We start from the raw sequence: 14,142 nt of genomic DNA on the forward strand, positions 1-14,142 counted from the left end.
TGGCGGGCCTGTAGCTCAACGGTTAGAGCAGAGCGCTCATAACGCTTTGGTTGCAGGTTCGAATCCTGCCGGGCCTACCAGATTGCCGCCATGAAGCGCCCCCTCCAACAACGTCCTTCGAACCATCCGTGTCGCTCAAGGCAGCTTCCATGTGTGTAACGCAACCGCTGCATCGTCGCCGGAGATTTCAACGTAGGGCGCGCTCTGTGGCTGTGTTCCATCTGCGGTCGCCTCAAACCACGCCGCTGCATACTCTACCGTACCCTCCAGTTGGGTTGCACCGTTGCTATTTGCGAGCAGCTGCACTTCGCGGACGCCGTGAAAAAACGGATCGGGTGAGATGAAACTGGCATCGATAATCGGCAGCGGATCCCCATCCTTCCACACGCGCGCAAAGCCTGCCACAAGATCTATACTGACGGTGAGCGTCACGATAACACCGTGGGTAAACTGGTTCGAACCGGCGGAGGCGGCAGAGACCAGAAAGCCCCCGGAGTTGTCTCGTACTGTCAGTATCACGTCCTGATTGCTATTGTTGGCCCACAGCTGCACTTGCAGCCCGCTGATACCAACCAGATACCCTTGGTTAGATGTTTGCGCCGCGTCCATGGCAAAGGTAACCGTTCCTGTGAATTGGCTGGCACCGGCTGGGAGGTTGCCGACCGGATCCACAAAGTACGGTCCTGCCGGACCCGTGATGAACTGCGACGCGCCCATGATCGTCGAAGCCATGACGCTCTGATCTGGCAAGTGCGCCAGAGGCAGGCCGGGTACATCTGACAGCCCCACATCGACCACCGGCCAGTTTTTGTAGAACTCATTGAGTGGATCTTCTGGGAACATCAGACCGCCCGAGGCGCCACCTTCTCCGAAGGTGACTAGGCTCGTGTTGGTGAACATACCGCTGTTCGGGTAGACGCGCACACGCCCATTCACGATCTGCGCATTCTGAGCAGGGGCGCCATTGATCTGCACCCCAGCAACCTCTGTCCAGTGAGAATAGGTGGCGGGCAATGCCGGATCTCCAGCGGCCAGCCGCGACGTGGTGATCTGACCGGCAGAACTCCAGAATTCCATGAATGAGCCATCCGCTTGCCATTCCTCGGCGTCGACTACCGGCAGGGAAAAACTCTCACTCCCCATGGCCCGCAGGATTGCGTGCGCTGTTAGCCGTGCGCGGCGGTTGATGCCGTCATCCGTGACACCACTTGGGTGTGTTCCGTCCACCCAGCCGCCGCTGCCGTCCGGCCTCCCGATTGCGTGGGCATTCAAGTGCATTTCGGTTTTGATGACACGCCCCGCAAAGGCCGGGTTATCCAAGAGACTGCGCCAGGACTGTGTGGCAAGCTCTTTATTCACAAAACTGAACTGGGACCCGCCACCCACATAGGTCGTCGCGTTTTCGAGGTCCGTTGGGTCGGTATCCATGAAGCGATGCGCGCCGCCCATAGCGACCCATTGCGGCCCGTCGCCGCCGAACATCTCCCGCAGCGTGCGGCTCACGGCCCAGGTATTCCCGCCAATAGAAAGCGGGAGAGGCGCTGCCTCCGAATAGGTCAGCAGGTCGCCATTCAGATCTCGCCCCCAGAGATAGGCTGCGAAGGCTTTGCCATAGTCAGCCGCATAGGTTCCGGGCGCCGCGAACCAGCTGTGCCAGCCGTAGTGGATCGGGATGCCATCGGCCGTTGCCGCATCGTGCAGCGCCCAGTCATCCTGCCAGCGGCGTTTGGTTCCGCTCGGGACAAAGGCATCATCCATCAGTTCGCGCGGCTCTGTGCCGCTCACTGCCATCATGACCAGATGCACATCGCGCGATGTAGCCCGCATGAACGTGTTTGCCATCGCCACCATCCCGGCGGTCACACGCGCATCGTTGGCCACGGTATCTTGAGTCAAGGCCACGCTTTGCACACCCGCCGTGCCATCATTGGTCCGGTCATGCCACCAGAATGTCACCTGATTTTCTGCAACCAAAGTCTCAGGCGCAAGCACATTCTGGACCGTACTGATGGTGTAGTAGTCCTCGCTTTGGCCCACGAGAAGGATCTTCAATGGGCCGCTGTTGCCATCCTTTTCATGCTGACTGGGAGCAGCTACGCCGACGCCAACCCCAAGCATCAGATCCAGCCCACCGCGACAGCGTTTGTACCAGTGGCCTCGATCCCGACAGCGGAAAACGGCAGCACCTGCCCTGCGGATACCGGATAGGTCAACACGGTGTTTTCGCAGTCTCGGACAACAAGATCTCCACTGGCAACAATGTAAAGCACGCGCGGCCGAACCGGCAGGTCGGAGCCATCGACGGGCACGATGGCGAAGTGCTGCGCGCCGGGGCTGTCGAGACCGCGGGTAAATTGCGAAAACGGATCATTCTGAGGCATGTGCATTCCTAACGTTACAATCCCCTCCACCGAGCGGCGCAGACTTAAAGACCGGGCCATTCCCCGTCTGGGAAGCAACGCCAAGCCTTGGGTCCGGCATCTCACCTGCGGACCTGCCCCCTTTTTGCGGATATGCCGACAGATTGCACTCAAGGACTTGAAAGCCTGAAAAGCGCCCGCGCGGATCAAGGGCAACGGCCCACCCAAAGACAGACATGGTAGGCGAGAGCGACTTGCGCGATCGTTGATCCACAGAAAAGCGCAGACCGGCGATCACGAAAAGGGCTCCCCCGAACAGCGTCGGAGGAGCCCACACCCAACAGGGTTTTTTACTTATGCCAGGAAGAGATTACTTCCGCGTGATGCGGCCATCCGTGTATGGGGTGTAAGGGGCCCGAGCTGCCAGGTACTCCGCGACAACGGCCGCAAGATCGGGACCGTAGTCGTATGCGTTCTTGTCATTGCCCGCAAAGACCTTGTAGCCATCCCCTCCATTTCGGACGTAGTCGTTGGTGACCAACATGTAGGTCTTTTCAGGATCGATCGGAACCCAGTTCCCACCTTCCTGTACCATCACATCCGACACACGCCCCTCCAGCGGAGGCACCGAAATGTCAAAGGCAAACTTTAGCCCCGCCACCTGCGGGAAGCGCCCCTTGCCCTCTTCGACTTGTGACACACCATTCTCCAAAGCGTCGATGACAGTCTGACCTGACGCCTCGAATGTGGACAGGGAGTTCTGGAAAGGCAGCACGCTCAGGACCTCCCCCATGGTGACTTGCCCCTGATCAATCGAGGCGCGCAGACCGCCCCCGTTCTGGATCGCGATGGACACACCCTGATCCTTGACGCGAGCCAGCATCGCATCAGCCACAAGATTGCCCATCTGGCATTCGCCCGCGCGGCAAACATCCCGCGATCCCTCGATCACGTCGCCAGTCTCAGCCACGATCTGCTGCTTCATCTCCTCGATCGGCGCGCCCATCTCCGCGACCCGCTCCAGGATAGAGGCATCAGGCATGACGGAGGCATCCAGAAGAATCGGCTCACCCGAGGCAGACAGCACATTCCCGGCATTGTCGAAGGTCACGGTCAGATCGCCAAGGTATTTGGAATAGGCGTAGGCCTGAACCACGGGCACACTGCCAACCATTATGGGGTACGGTCCTGCGGCACGTTCATTTGTATTGGACAGCAGCGTATGCGAATGCCCGCCGACCACCACGTCGATGCCCGGAACGGCGGCAGCGATTTTGAGATCCATCGGCAATCCGACATGGGTCAGCGCAATGATCTTGTTCACCCCTTCAGCCTCAAGCGTCGCGACATCGGCCTTCAGGCTTTCGATTTCATCCTGAAAGACCACGTTTGGCCCTGGAGAAGATGTATCGACCGTGTCTGTAGCAAGAACGGAGATGACACCGATCTTCTCTCCGCCGACCTCCAGCACCACATGATTGCTCACCTTGCCTTTCAACAGCGGCTCAGAGGTCAGGTCCAGGTTGCCCGAGATTACCGGGAAAGACACGGCGTCGATGAATTTTTCCAACCCGGCAGGCCCGTCGTCAAACTCGTGGTTGCCCACGGCCATCACATCGTAGCCGATCGCCTCCATGAACTCAGCTTCGGCCGCGCCCTTATAGGTTGTGTAAAACAGAGACCCCTGAAACGGATCGCCTGCGTCCAGAACGACATAGTTCTGACCTGCAAGTTCAGCCCGCCTTCCGTCAATTGCTGTTTTGATCCGCGCGACCCCGCCAAAGCATTTACCCTCCGCCTCGCTCTCGGCGTTGCAGGTGGAGTCATATTTGTTGATCGACTCAATTCTGCTGTGAATGTCATTGGTGTGCAGGACCGTCAGCTTGTAGTCGGCAGCGGCCATGCCAGCCGTCAGGCCCAGCACTGCGGCGGTACTCAGAAAACGTGTGATCATGAAACAAACTCCCTGGTGTATTCGTTCGGCCAATGGTGCGACCAAAGACCGCGCCAGTCAAAGGAGAAAAACAACCTGCCCGGGTTTCCTAAGGTCAGCCTGCCAATCCACTGCGCAGAATCCGGACTTGATTCTAAAACAGCCAGAAGGCATCTGACGGATATGCTGATCTACAAAATCTTCCGAGCGGACGAATGGGCCGCATTCGAGGCCGCAGGATCGACACGCGGCGCGCCAATCGATCTCACCGATGGCTATATCCATTTTTCAACCGCAGAGCAGGCAGCCGAAACGGCAGCCAAGCATTTTGCCGGTGCAGAAGGCCTGTTCCTCCTGGCTCTTGACGCCGAAGCTCTGGGCGATGCGCTCAAATGGGAAATCTCGCGGGGGGGTGCAGAGTTTCCCCATCTCTACCGTGAAATGCACATGACAGAGGTGCTTTGGGCCAAACCGCTACCACTGGTCGACGGCGTGCATCAGTTCCCTAAGGAGATGACATGAGCCAATTCATCGATCCCGAACGCGCGCAGTTTGAAGCCTTCAAAGCGCTGGATCGTGACCAGCCGATCGAAATGCTCAACCTTGTAAAATTCCGCCAAAAGGCCGCCTACCCTGCCGAACATGCGCTGGCCGGGGCCGATCTGACTGGTGCACAAGCCTATGCAAACTATGGCCGTGACACGGGCCCGATCATTGCCCGACTGGGCGCCAGCATTGTCTGGCGCGGCAGCTGGCAGACAACCCTTATTGGTCCGGCTGATGAGGTCTGGGACGAGATGTTCATCGCCCGCTACCCGACCGCACATGCATTTCTGGAGATGGTCACCGACCCGGACTATCACAAGGCGGTCGTGCACCGTCAGGCCGCAGTGGAAACCTCACGCCTGATCCGCACCAGTCCGGCCGACGGGGGAGCAACCTTCGGATGAAGCTGACAGAAAAGCTGGCACTGGCCGCCATGCACCGGGTTGATCCGGAAACAGCCCATGGTCTGTCGATCAAGGCGCTGACAGCCGGACTGACGCCGACACCGGGGCCTGTGACCTCGTCCCGCCTCAAGACCACCTTGGCTGGAATCGATCTTCCCAATCCCGTTGGGCTGGCGGCCGGTTTTGACAAGAACGCCGAAGCACTTCTGCCGCTCTCGCGTGCGGGCTTCGGTTTTATAGAGGTGGGTGCTGCAACGCCCCGCCCGCAGCCCGGCAACGCAAAACCGCGCCTCTTCCGCCTGACGGAAGACCGCGCCGCCATAAATCGTTTCGGGTTCAACAACGAGGGAATGGAGGCGATAGGCGCCCGGCTCGCGCAGCGCCCCCGCGATGCGGTGATCGGGTTGAACCTTGGCGCCAACAAGGACAGCGCCGACCGCGCGGCTGATTTTGCCCGCGTGCTGGCCCATTGCGGCGCGCATCTGGATTTCGCAACCGTCAATGTCTCCTCCCCCAACACAGAGAAACTGCGCGATCTTCAGGGCAAGGCCGCGCTGTCTGCGCTGCTGGCAGGGGTGATTGAGACCCGCGATAACCTGCCCCGCCGCGTACCGGTATTCCTAAAGATCGCACCGGATCTGGACCGGGAGGGTATCGAGGATATCGCCGCCGTTGCGGTCGATAGCGGTATCGACGCGGTGATCGCCACCAACACGACCCTGTCGCGTGATGGCCTGAAAAGCCCACACAAGGACGAGCCAGGCGGTCTGTCCGGCGCGCCGCTCTTTGAACGCTCCACGAAGGTTCTGGCACAGCTTTCGGACCTGCTGCAGGATCGTGTGCCCCTGATCGGAGTTGGCGGCATTTCCACTGCTGATCAGGCCTATGCAAAGATCTGCGCTGGGGCCTCGGCGGTGCAACTATACACGGCGATGGTCTATGGCGGGTTGTCGCTTGCGGGCGATATCGCACGCGGCCTTGATCAGCTTCTCGCTCGGGACGGCTTTGACACTGTCGCCGAAGCTGTTGGCACGAAACGAAAGGACTGGCTGTGATCACCTATTGGCATAATCCACGCTGTTCCAAATCCCGCGCTGGCCTTGCGTTACTGAAAGAGCGCGGCGCTGGGGTCAACGTTCGTCTTTACCTGAAAGACGCACCCGACCTGGAAGAACTCGAAGCAGTCCATGCCGCCCTAGGAACCTCTGTGATCGACATGATGCGGACGGGGGAAAAGACCTTCAAAGAGCTTGGGCTCTCAAAGGAGAGTTCTGATGCCGACCTGCTCACTGCAATGGCCGCGCATCCGATCCTGATCGAACGCCCGATTGCAATCAGGGCCTCAAAGGCCGTGATCGGGCGCCCGACCGAAGCGATCGAGACGCTGCTCTGAAATCAGGCGGCCAATTGTGCCTCAAGCCGGGAATAGCGCAGAGCCAATGTGACCGCGCGGGTGACGTTGAGCACCATCAGCGCGGCCCATAGCCCGTGATTGCCAAAGCTCGGCACTAGAACGACCAGGGCAACCACGTAAAGCCCCACGGACTGGATCATGGCGATGCGCATATCGCGCGTCCAGGTGGCGCCGATGAACACACCGTCTAGCATGTAGCTGGCAACGCTCAAGAGCGGTGCAAGGGCCGCCCAGATCAAGAAGACCCGCGCCGCTTCACGCACCTCAGGCGAGGTTGTCATAACGTCGATGATCACACCGCCCAGCACATAGAAGCCAACCGTCAGCACCACCGAACTGCCAACAGCCCAAAGCGATGCCATGTAGGCTGCTTGCCGCATCCGCAGGCGGTTCTTGGCCCCGACGGCTCCTCCCACCAGAGCTTCGGCCGAAAAGGCAAACCCATCCAGCGCAAAAGCGGTGATATGAAGAAACTGCAGCAGCACCTGATTGGCCGCCAACTGAACATCGCCCAGATCTGCGCCGATAAACAAGAAGCTGGTAAATGAGCCTGTCAGCAGGACAGAGCGAACCATGATGTCGCCATTGACCTGCAACATCCGCCGCAGCCGCGCCGGATCGAACACTCTGGCCCCGTCACGCCACTGGTTACCGCCAAAGGCATCGCGGCAAAGCCAGAGCCCCAGTGCAAGGGCACACCATTCGGCGATCAGAGTAGCGAGAGCGACACCTTCCACGCCCCAGCCAAGCCCAAGGACGAACCACAGATCGAGCAGGATATTCAGCCCATTCATCCAAAGCTGCAGGATAAAGACCCCCCGCGCGCGCTCCATCGCAATCAGCCAGCCGGTGACCGCATAAAGCGCGATGGTCGCAGGTGCGCCCCAGATGCGAATGCTCAGGTAGTCTCGGGCGAGGCTTTCCACCTCGGCGCTGGCCGGGGCCAAGGCAAAGGCGCCCCAGAACAGGGCCGACTGGAACAGGATGAAGATCGCACCGGCAAGCCCTGCCACCAAAAGCCCCCGCATCAGAAGCGCGCCGGTTTCGGCGATATCTCCAGCCCCGCGCGCCTGCGATGCTAGCCCCGTAGTGCCCATGCGCAGGAAGCCAAAGATCCAATACACTGTCGAGAGAATGACGGCCCCAATACCGACGGCTCCAATCGGGGCCGCCTCTCCCATCTGACCGACCACGCCGGTGTCTACAGCGCCAAGGATCGGCACGGTCACGTTGGCCAGAACGATAGGCACGGCGATTTTCAACACCCGCGAATGGGTGATCGGCGCCTCTGCGACTGCGCTCATGCTCACTCCCGGTTCAGGTCTTGGCTTTTGGGTCCTGCGGGATCAGGAAATGACCCGTTGCCTGAGCGAACAGGCGATCCTTGTGATCCTGCCAGGCTTCGACATGGACCGAAGCATAGCGCCGACCCGACCGGTTCACCGTCGCCCGCGCATAGGCATCGCGCGGCAGGCCCGAGCGCAGATAGTCCACGGTGAAATCAATCGTCTTGGGCTGGCGCGGCAGGTTGCCCGCAGCGAGATCCTCGGGGTCCAGCTCTCCGGATTCGATGCGCGGCCACAGGTGGGACCAATTCAGGGTGATGACAGAGGTCACCTCAAGAAAGGCTGCGGTGACCCCGCCATGAATAGCAGGCAGAAAAGGGTTGCCGATCAGCTTCTCGTCGAAGTGCAGAACGGAGGTCAGCTCATCGCCGCGTCGATCGAAGGTGATATTCAGAAACCGGATATAGGGCACGGCATTGACAAGGGCGGCAAGGGCGGCATCGCGGCGCTGCTTGACCACCTGGACAGGCTCGGGACGGGGACGGCTCAAAACCCTTTCTCCACTGTAAAGGCGCCCGAAGCAGTGGCTACGGGTCGGTCGGTCTCGTCATCCATCGCCACGGCGCGGACAAAAGCGACGTTGCGGGTGATATGATGACAGGTGGCGCGGGTGATGATTGTCTGACCGGGGGTCGCAGCCCGCATGTAATCGATGCGTAGATCGATGGTTGCCGTACCACCGGGCGCCGATGGGTGGCTCATGACGGCGGCACCACAGCATGTATCCATCACTGCTGAGACCGCTCCACCATGGATCACACCGGTCTCCGGGTCGCCAATCAGCTTCTCATCATAAGCCATTGTGATCTCGGCTGTTCCGTCGCCGATCTCGGTCAGGATCATACCCAGCTCCCGGGCATGGGGGATCGCTTCGATAAACTGGCGCGCCAGCTTGGTCTTGTCCGCCATGGGCGTTCCCTTTGATCTGTCTGTTCTTTTCGCCTGCAACCTTGGCCCCGCCGACCGCAAAGCGCAAGCCCCACTCCTTGGGGGTGCTTGCACTGGGTGAAACAGTTGCATAGGTTCCAGCGCAAGGGAGACAGTGGATGACCGAAGCCAGATTGTCATTCAAGGAAATGTGCGCCGAGTTCGATGTAACCCCGCGCACATTGCGATACTACGAGTACATCGAGCTGTTGCAGCCCGACCGTGAAGGGCGTTCGCGTTTTTATGGCGCTCGCGAACGGGCACGGATGAAACTCATCCTGAGAGGCCGCCGCTTTGGTTTCCAGCTCGAAGAGATCCGTCAGTGGCTCTTGATCTATGAAAACGAGGGCGATCAAGCGCAAATGAAGGCCTTTGTTGAAATGGCAGATCGCCAGATGGGCGAGCTGAAAAAGCAGCGTGAGCAACTCGACGAGGCGATGGACGAGCTGAGCGCCCTGCGCAAAACAACCCTGACCCTGATAGACTAATCCTGCGATGAGCCCGCGGTGCGCGCTGTCAGAGCGTGGCCCGGACCAGATCATTCCGGCGGTTGATTTGCTCAACCGTGCCTTCGAGCGGAATCACACTGCGCCCTCTCTGTGGCCGGATTTCCCATCGTCCTAAGCCTCAAAATGATCACCGACACGGCCCGAAAACGCCCGCACAAACGCAGGACGTCACGTCACGAAGAGCTCTCCCAACGTCAGGACTGCAAATGACGCAGCGTACAGCTTACGTCAACGTCAAGAAGATGTTGAAAAAGGCCCAGCAGCTGATCAACTTTGGGGTGCACCTAGCAGTCATAGAGTGATGACGATGACCGAAGAGACCAAAACCATCCGGCAGATGTGCGATGAGTACGAAGTGACTCCCCGTACGCTGCGCTTCTACGAGGCCAAAGAGCTGCTGTTCCCGATCCGAGACGGCCAGAAACGGCTGTTCACCAAACGTGACGGCGCGCGCCTCAAGCTGATCCTGCGCGGCAAGCGCTTTGGCTTCAGCCTTGAGGAGATCCGCCAGCTTCTCGACCTGTACCACATCGGTGACCAGCAGCTGACACAGCTGTCACGCACCTATGATATCGCCTGCGAGCGGCTTGCTGACATGGAGCGTCAGCGTGATGAGTTGAATGAGGCGATCGACGATCTCAAAGATCAGTTGAAATGGGGCGAAAGCGTAATCGCCTCGATGAAATCCGAACAGGAGGCCGCCGAGTAATCGGCGCCCTGCCCCGGCCTCAGCCCTCCTGCGGCCATACAAACACAACCAGATGAAACTCGACGAGGACAAAGATGCCCGTTTACAACGCTCCCACCAAGGACACCCAGTTCATCCTGCACGATGTCTTGAAAGTCTCCGAGGCCGCCACCCCCGGCTATGATGAGCTGGAGCGCGATTTCACCGCGGCCATTCTGGAAGAAGCCGGCAAGATCAGCTCAGAAGTGCTGCACCCGCTGAACGTGGTTGGCGACACTGAAGGCTGCCGCCTGGAAAATGGAATGGTCTACACGCCCACCGGCTTCAAAGAGGCCTTTGAGCAAGTCAAGGAAGGCGGCTGGACCGGCCTTGACATGCCAGAAGAATACGGCGGACAGAACATGCCTTATGTGATGGGCACTGCCGTGGGCGAGATGTTCTCCTCCGCGAACCAGGCCTTCACAATGTACCAAGGCCTGACCCATGGCGCGGCCTCGGCCATTCTGGCGCACGGCACCGACGAGCAGAAAAGCACCTATCTGCCCAAGATGGTCTCCTGCGAGTGGACCGGCACCATGAACTTGACCGAGCCGCATTGCGGCACCGACCTGGGCCTGATGCGCACCAAGGCGGAACCGCAGGGCGATGGCACCTACAAGGTCTCAGGCCAGAAAATCTTCATCTCTTCCGGCGATCACGACATGTCCGACAACGTGATCCATCTGGTTCTTGCCAAGATCCCAGGCGGTCCCGAGGGCATCAAGGGCGTCAGCCTGTTCATCGTGCCAAAGTTCATCGTGAACGAGGACGGCACGCCGGGCGCCCGCAACGGTGTCTCCGTTGGCAACATCGAAAAGAAGATGGGCATCCACGGCAACTCCACCTGCGTGATGAACTATGACGAGGCGACGGGTTACCTTCTGGGCACCGAGCACAAGGGCATGCGCGCCATGTTCACCATGATGAACGAAGCTCGTCTGGGCGTCGGCATGCAGGGCGTCGCCCAGGCTGAAGCCGCCTATCAGAACGCTGTGGAATATGCCAAGGATCGTCTGCAGGGCCGTGACGTGACCGGCGTCAAGAATCCGGATGGACCCGCCGATCCGCTGATCGTTCACCCCGATATCCGTCGTAGCCTGATGGATCAGAAAAGCTTTGTCGAAGGGGGCCGCGCCTTCCTTCTGTGGGGCGCCACCATGATCGACAAGGCGCACCGCGACGGTGACAAGGATGCCGATGGTCTGGTTTCCCTGCTGACCCCAGTGATCAAGGGCTTCCTGACCGACGAAGGCTACGACATGACCGTGAAGGCACAGCAGGTCTATGGCGGCCACGGCTACATCGAAGAATGGGGTATGAGCCAGTACACCCGCGACGCCCGTATCGCCCAGATCTATGAAGGTGCGAACGGCGTTCAGGCGCTGGATCTCGTGGGCCGCAAGCTGGCGCAGGACGGTGGCAAACACGTCATGGCCTTCTTTGAGCTGGTGAAAAACTTCTGCAAGGAAAACGCAGGGGTTTCCGAGGCTTACGCCAAGGATTTCATCGAGCCTCTGAAGGCGGCGTCGAAGGACCTTCAGGCCGCGGGCATGTACTTCATGCAGAACGGCATGAAGAACCCCAACAACGCGCTGTCTGGGTCTTATGACTTCATGCACATGTTCGGCCATGTCTGCCTCGGCCTGATGTGGGCACAGATGGGCAAGGCCGCGCAGGAAGCGCTGGATGCGGGCACCGATGACGCGGCGTTCTACGAGACAAAGCTGACCACCGGCCGCTACTACATGGCACGTCGCCTGCCTGCCACCAAACTGCACCTGGCGCGCATCGAAAGCGGTGCCGACACGGTGATGGCGCTGGACGCCGCAAACTTCTGATCCATCCTCGGGGCGCCTGTCTGAGGCGCCCCGATCCGCCCCCAAGCCTGTCCGCCATCATGAGGACGCATTCGCGATGCCAAAACGGTTCCGCCTGACCCGCCGCTTTCCGGTCGCCATGACCGAGGATGGCTACCGTCGGCTGAAACGCTTTGCCACTGACTCTGGATTGGATGAGGGCGAAGCGCTGTCCTTTCTGTTCGAAAACTTCGACAGCGTCACCGACACGGAAAACCTGACCCACCGGCTGCGCCTGTTCAACAGCACGCTGGAAGACCGCAAGAAATAGCCACGCCTAGGTGCGTGGCGAAAGGGAGAGAAATGAGCACGGAAACCCGCTCCGCCTGGATGACCGATGAGCACCAGATGCTCGCCGACATGACGGCCCAGTTCATCACCAACGAATGGATGCCCAAATACGAAAAGTGGCGCAAACAGGGAATGATGGACCGCGAAACCTGGAACCAGGCCGGTGAGCTGGGCCTGCTCTGCCCTTCGATCCCTGAGGAATACGGCGGAGCTGGTGGTGATTTCGGCCATGAGGCCGCGATCCTCATCGAAGGCAGCCGCGCCAATCTGGCCAGCTGGGGCCATGGCATCCACTCAGGCATCGTTGCGCATTACATCCTAGAATACGGCACCGAAGAACAAAAGAAACGCTGGCTCCCCAAGATGGTCTCGGGTGAGCTGGTCGGCGCGCTGGCGATGACCGAACCCTCGACCGGCTCGGACGTGCAGCGGATCAAGACCAAGGCGATCCGCGACGGCAACGCCTACCGCCTGTCGGGCCAGAAGACATTTATCACCAACGGCCAGCACGCCAACCTGATCCTAGTGGCGGCGAAGACCGATCCCTCGCAGGGCTCCAAGGGCGTGTCCCTGGTGGCGCTTGAAACCGACGGCGCAGAAGGTTTCCAGCGCGGCCGCAACCTTGAAAAGGTCGGCCTGCATGCCGCCGACACCTCCGAGCTGTTCTTCGACAACGTCGAAATCCCGCCACAGAACATCCTTGGCCAGGAAGAGGGCAAAGGGTTCTACCAGATGATGCAGCAGTTGCCGCAGGAACGTCTGATCATCGCCTGCGGTGCGGTCGGCGCCATGGAAGGCGCAGTGGAGCGCACCATCGCCTACTGCAAGGAACGCGAAGCCTTTGGCGGCCCGCTCACCCAGTTCCAGAACACCCGTTTCAAACTGGTGGAATGCCTGACCAAGACCAAGGTAGCGCGCGCCTTTCTTGATGAATGCATGGTCGAACACCTGCAAGGCAAGCTGACGGTCGAAAAGGCTGCGATGGCGAAATACTGGACCACCGACACCCAAGGCGAAGTGCTGGACGAATGCGTCCAGATGCACGGCGGCTATGGCTTCATGCAGGAATATGCGGTCGCGGAAATGTGGGCTGACGCTCGCGTCCAGCGGATCTACGGTGGCACCAACGAAATCATGAAGGAACTGATTTCGCGCAGCCTTTGACAAACAGATTTCCGTGGGAGGATTTGAGAAATGACCATCAAACTGCACTGTTTCGGCGAAAGCGGTAACGCCTACAAGGCCGCGCTGGCGCTGGAACTATCGGGGCTTGAATGGGAGCCTGTTTACGTCGATTTCTTCGCCGGGGTGAACCGCTCCCCGGAGTTTCGCGAGATGAACGTCATGGGCGAGGCCCCGATCCTGGAAGATGGTGACATGCGCCTGACGCAATCCGGCGCCATCCAGCAGTATATCACCGATAAATCCGGCAAATTCGGCGGCGCGCCGGAAGACAAATACGAGGTGCTGCGCTGGGTTCTTTGGGACAACCACAAACTCTCCAGTCAGGCAGGCATGACCCGCTTCCTGATGAACTTCCTGCCCGAAGACAAACGCCCCGATCAGGTAATCGGCTTCATGCAAGGGCGTCTCAAGGCTGCCTATGCGACGTTGAACGCCCATCTTGAGGGGCGCGAGTGGATCGTCGGCGACGGGATCACAAATGCCGATCTCTCGTGCTGCGGCTACCTCTATTATCCCGAACCCTTCGGCTTTGACCGCGCCGAATGGCCCCATATCGATGCCTGGCTGACGCGCCTCAGCGAAACGCCCGGCTGGAAACACCCCTATGATCTGATGCCCGGCAACCCGTCGGACCGAGCTTGAGG

At 59.8% G+C, this 14,142-nt stretch carries 16 protein-coding genes and 1 tRNA gene; 11 read left to right on the forward strand and 6 right to left on the reverse strand.

Going from position 1 to position 14,142, the window contains the following annotated elements:
- Positions 1 to 4 precede the first annotated feature (4 nt).
- Positions 5 to 80, forward strand: a tRNA-Ile gene (locus INS80_RS17215).
- 55 nt (positions 81 to 135) lie between these two features.
- Here INS80_RS17215 and INS80_RS17220 read toward each other — a convergent pair.
- The 3 genes from INS80_RS17220 to INS80_RS17230 all read right to left on the reverse strand — a co-directional run bounded on the left by INS80_RS17220 (position 136) and on the right by INS80_RS17230 (position 4,314).
- Positions 136 to 2,052, reverse strand: coding sequence for a hypothetical protein (locus INS80_RS17220; protein WP_192966802.1), 1,917 nt, complete (start codon positions 2,050 to 2,052; stop codon positions 136 to 138).
- Positions 2,053 to 2,117: 65 nt separating this feature from the next.
- A complete protein-coding gene (locus INS80_RS17225; protein WP_192966803.1) occupies positions 2,118 to 2,381 on the reverse strand; it encodes a spike base protein, RCAP_Rcc01079 family in 264 nt (87 codons plus the stop codon).
- Between the two features lie 349 nt (positions 2,382 to 2,730).
- Positions 2,731 to 4,314, reverse strand: a complete 1,584-nt coding sequence (locus INS80_RS17230) for a bifunctional metallophosphatase/5'-nucleotidase (RefSeq protein ID WP_192966804.1) — start codon at positions 4,312 to 4,314, stop codon at positions 2,731 to 2,733.
- Positions 4,315 to 4,476: 162 nt separating this feature from the next.
- Here INS80_RS17230 and INS80_RS17235 point away from each other — a divergent pair, with 162 nt between their 5' ends.
- The 4 genes from INS80_RS17235 to arsC are packed head-to-tail and all read left to right on the forward strand — an operon-like array spanning position 4,477 to position 6,636.
- Complete coding sequence (locus INS80_RS17235) at positions 4,477 to 4,815, forward strand: DUF952 domain-containing protein (protein WP_192966805.1); 339 nt, start codon at positions 4,477 to 4,479, stop codon at positions 4,813 to 4,815.
- Entirely contained in the window at positions 4,812 to 5,243 is a 432-nt protein-coding gene (locus INS80_RS17240) for a DUF1330 domain-containing protein (protein WP_192966806.1), read from the forward strand. The genes INS80_RS17235 and INS80_RS17240 overlap by 4 nt, the downstream gene beginning before the upstream one ends.
- On the forward strand, positions 5,240 to 6,298 hold the full coding sequence (locus INS80_RS17245; RefSeq protein WP_192966807.1) for a quinone-dependent dihydroorotate dehydrogenase: 1,059 nt from the start codon (positions 5,240 to 5,242) through the stop codon (positions 6,296 to 6,298). Before INS80_RS17240 ends, INS80_RS17245 begins: the two co-directional genes overlap by 4 nt.
- Positions 6,295 to 6,636 carry an arsenate reductase (glutaredoxin) gene (gene arsC, locus INS80_RS17250; protein ID WP_192966808.1) on the forward strand — a complete coding sequence of 114 codons (342 nt, stop codon included), beginning with the start codon at positions 6,295 to 6,297 and terminating at the stop codon, positions 6,634 to 6,636. Before INS80_RS17245 ends, arsC begins: the two co-directional genes overlap by 4 nt.
- Positions 6,637 to 6,638: 2 nt before the next feature.
- On the opposite strand, the gene INS80_RS17255 is transcribed toward arsC, so the two are convergent.
- From INS80_RS17255 to INS80_RS17265, 3 genes are read right to left on the reverse strand one after another with little or no spacing between them, the layout of a single operon-like run.
- Positions 6,639 to 7,961, reverse strand: coding sequence for an MATE family efflux transporter (locus INS80_RS17255; RefSeq protein WP_192966809.1), 1,323 nt, complete (start codon positions 7,959 to 7,961; stop codon positions 6,639 to 6,641).
- 13 nt (positions 7,962 to 7,974) lie between these two features.
- Positions 7,975 to 8,493 (reverse strand): PaaI family thioesterase, encoded by a 519-nt coding sequence (locus INS80_RS17260; protein WP_192966810.1) that lies wholly within the window; start codon positions 8,491 to 8,493, stop codon positions 7,975 to 7,977.
- Complete coding sequence (locus INS80_RS17265; RefSeq protein WP_192966811.1) at positions 8,490 to 8,912, reverse strand: PaaI family thioesterase; 423 nt, start codon at positions 8,910 to 8,912, stop codon at positions 8,490 to 8,492. Before INS80_RS17265 ends, INS80_RS17260 begins: the two co-directional genes overlap by 4 nt.
- Before the next feature lie 137 nt (positions 8,913 to 9,049).
- Here INS80_RS17265 and INS80_RS17270 point away from each other — a divergent pair, with 137 nt between their 5' ends.
- From INS80_RS17270 to INS80_RS17295, 6 genes are all read left to right on the forward strand, one after another.
- Entirely contained in the window at positions 9,050 to 9,418 is a 369-nt protein-coding gene (locus INS80_RS17270) for a MerR family transcriptional regulator (protein WP_192966812.1), read from the forward strand.
- A gap of 328 nt (positions 9,419 to 9,746) precedes the next feature.
- The gene (locus INS80_RS17275; protein ID WP_192966813.1) at positions 9,747 to 10,148 is read left to right on the forward strand and encodes a MerR family transcriptional regulator; all 402 of its coding nucleotides are present in this window, start codon (positions 9,747 to 9,749) and stop codon (positions 10,146 to 10,148) included.
- 74 nt (positions 10,149 to 10,222) lie between these two features.
- A complete protein-coding gene (locus tag INS80_RS17280; RefSeq protein WP_192966814.1) occupies positions 10,223 to 12,004 on the forward strand; it encodes an acyl-CoA dehydrogenase C-terminal domain-containing protein in 1,782 nt (593 codons plus the stop codon).
- Positions 12,005 to 12,080: 76 nt separating this feature from the next.
- Positions 12,081 to 12,293 carry a hypothetical protein gene (locus INS80_RS17285; RefSeq protein ID WP_192966815.1) on the forward strand — a complete coding sequence of 71 codons (213 nt, stop codon included), beginning with the start codon at positions 12,081 to 12,083 and terminating at the stop codon, positions 12,291 to 12,293.
- Between the two features lie 32 nt (positions 12,294 to 12,325).
- Positions 12,326 to 13,477: an acyl-CoA dehydrogenase family protein gene (locus INS80_RS17290; RefSeq protein ID WP_192966816.1), complete on the forward strand. Its 1,152-nt coding sequence runs from the start codon at positions 12,326 to 12,328 to the stop codon at positions 13,475 to 13,477.
- A 30-nt stretch (positions 13,478 to 13,507) separates the two neighbouring features.
- Positions 13,508 to 14,140 carry a glutathione S-transferase family protein gene (locus INS80_RS17295; protein ID WP_192966817.1) on the forward strand — a complete coding sequence of 211 codons (633 nt, stop codon included), beginning with the start codon at positions 13,508 to 13,510 and terminating at the stop codon, positions 14,138 to 14,140.
- Positions 14,141 to 14,142: the final 2 nt, after the last annotated feature.

Origin of the sequence: Phycobacter azelaicus (assembly GCF_014884385.1) — a bacterium.
Classification (GTDB): Bacteria; Pseudomonadota; Alphaproteobacteria; order Rhodobacterales; family Rhodobacteraceae; genus Phycobacter; species Phycobacter azelaicus.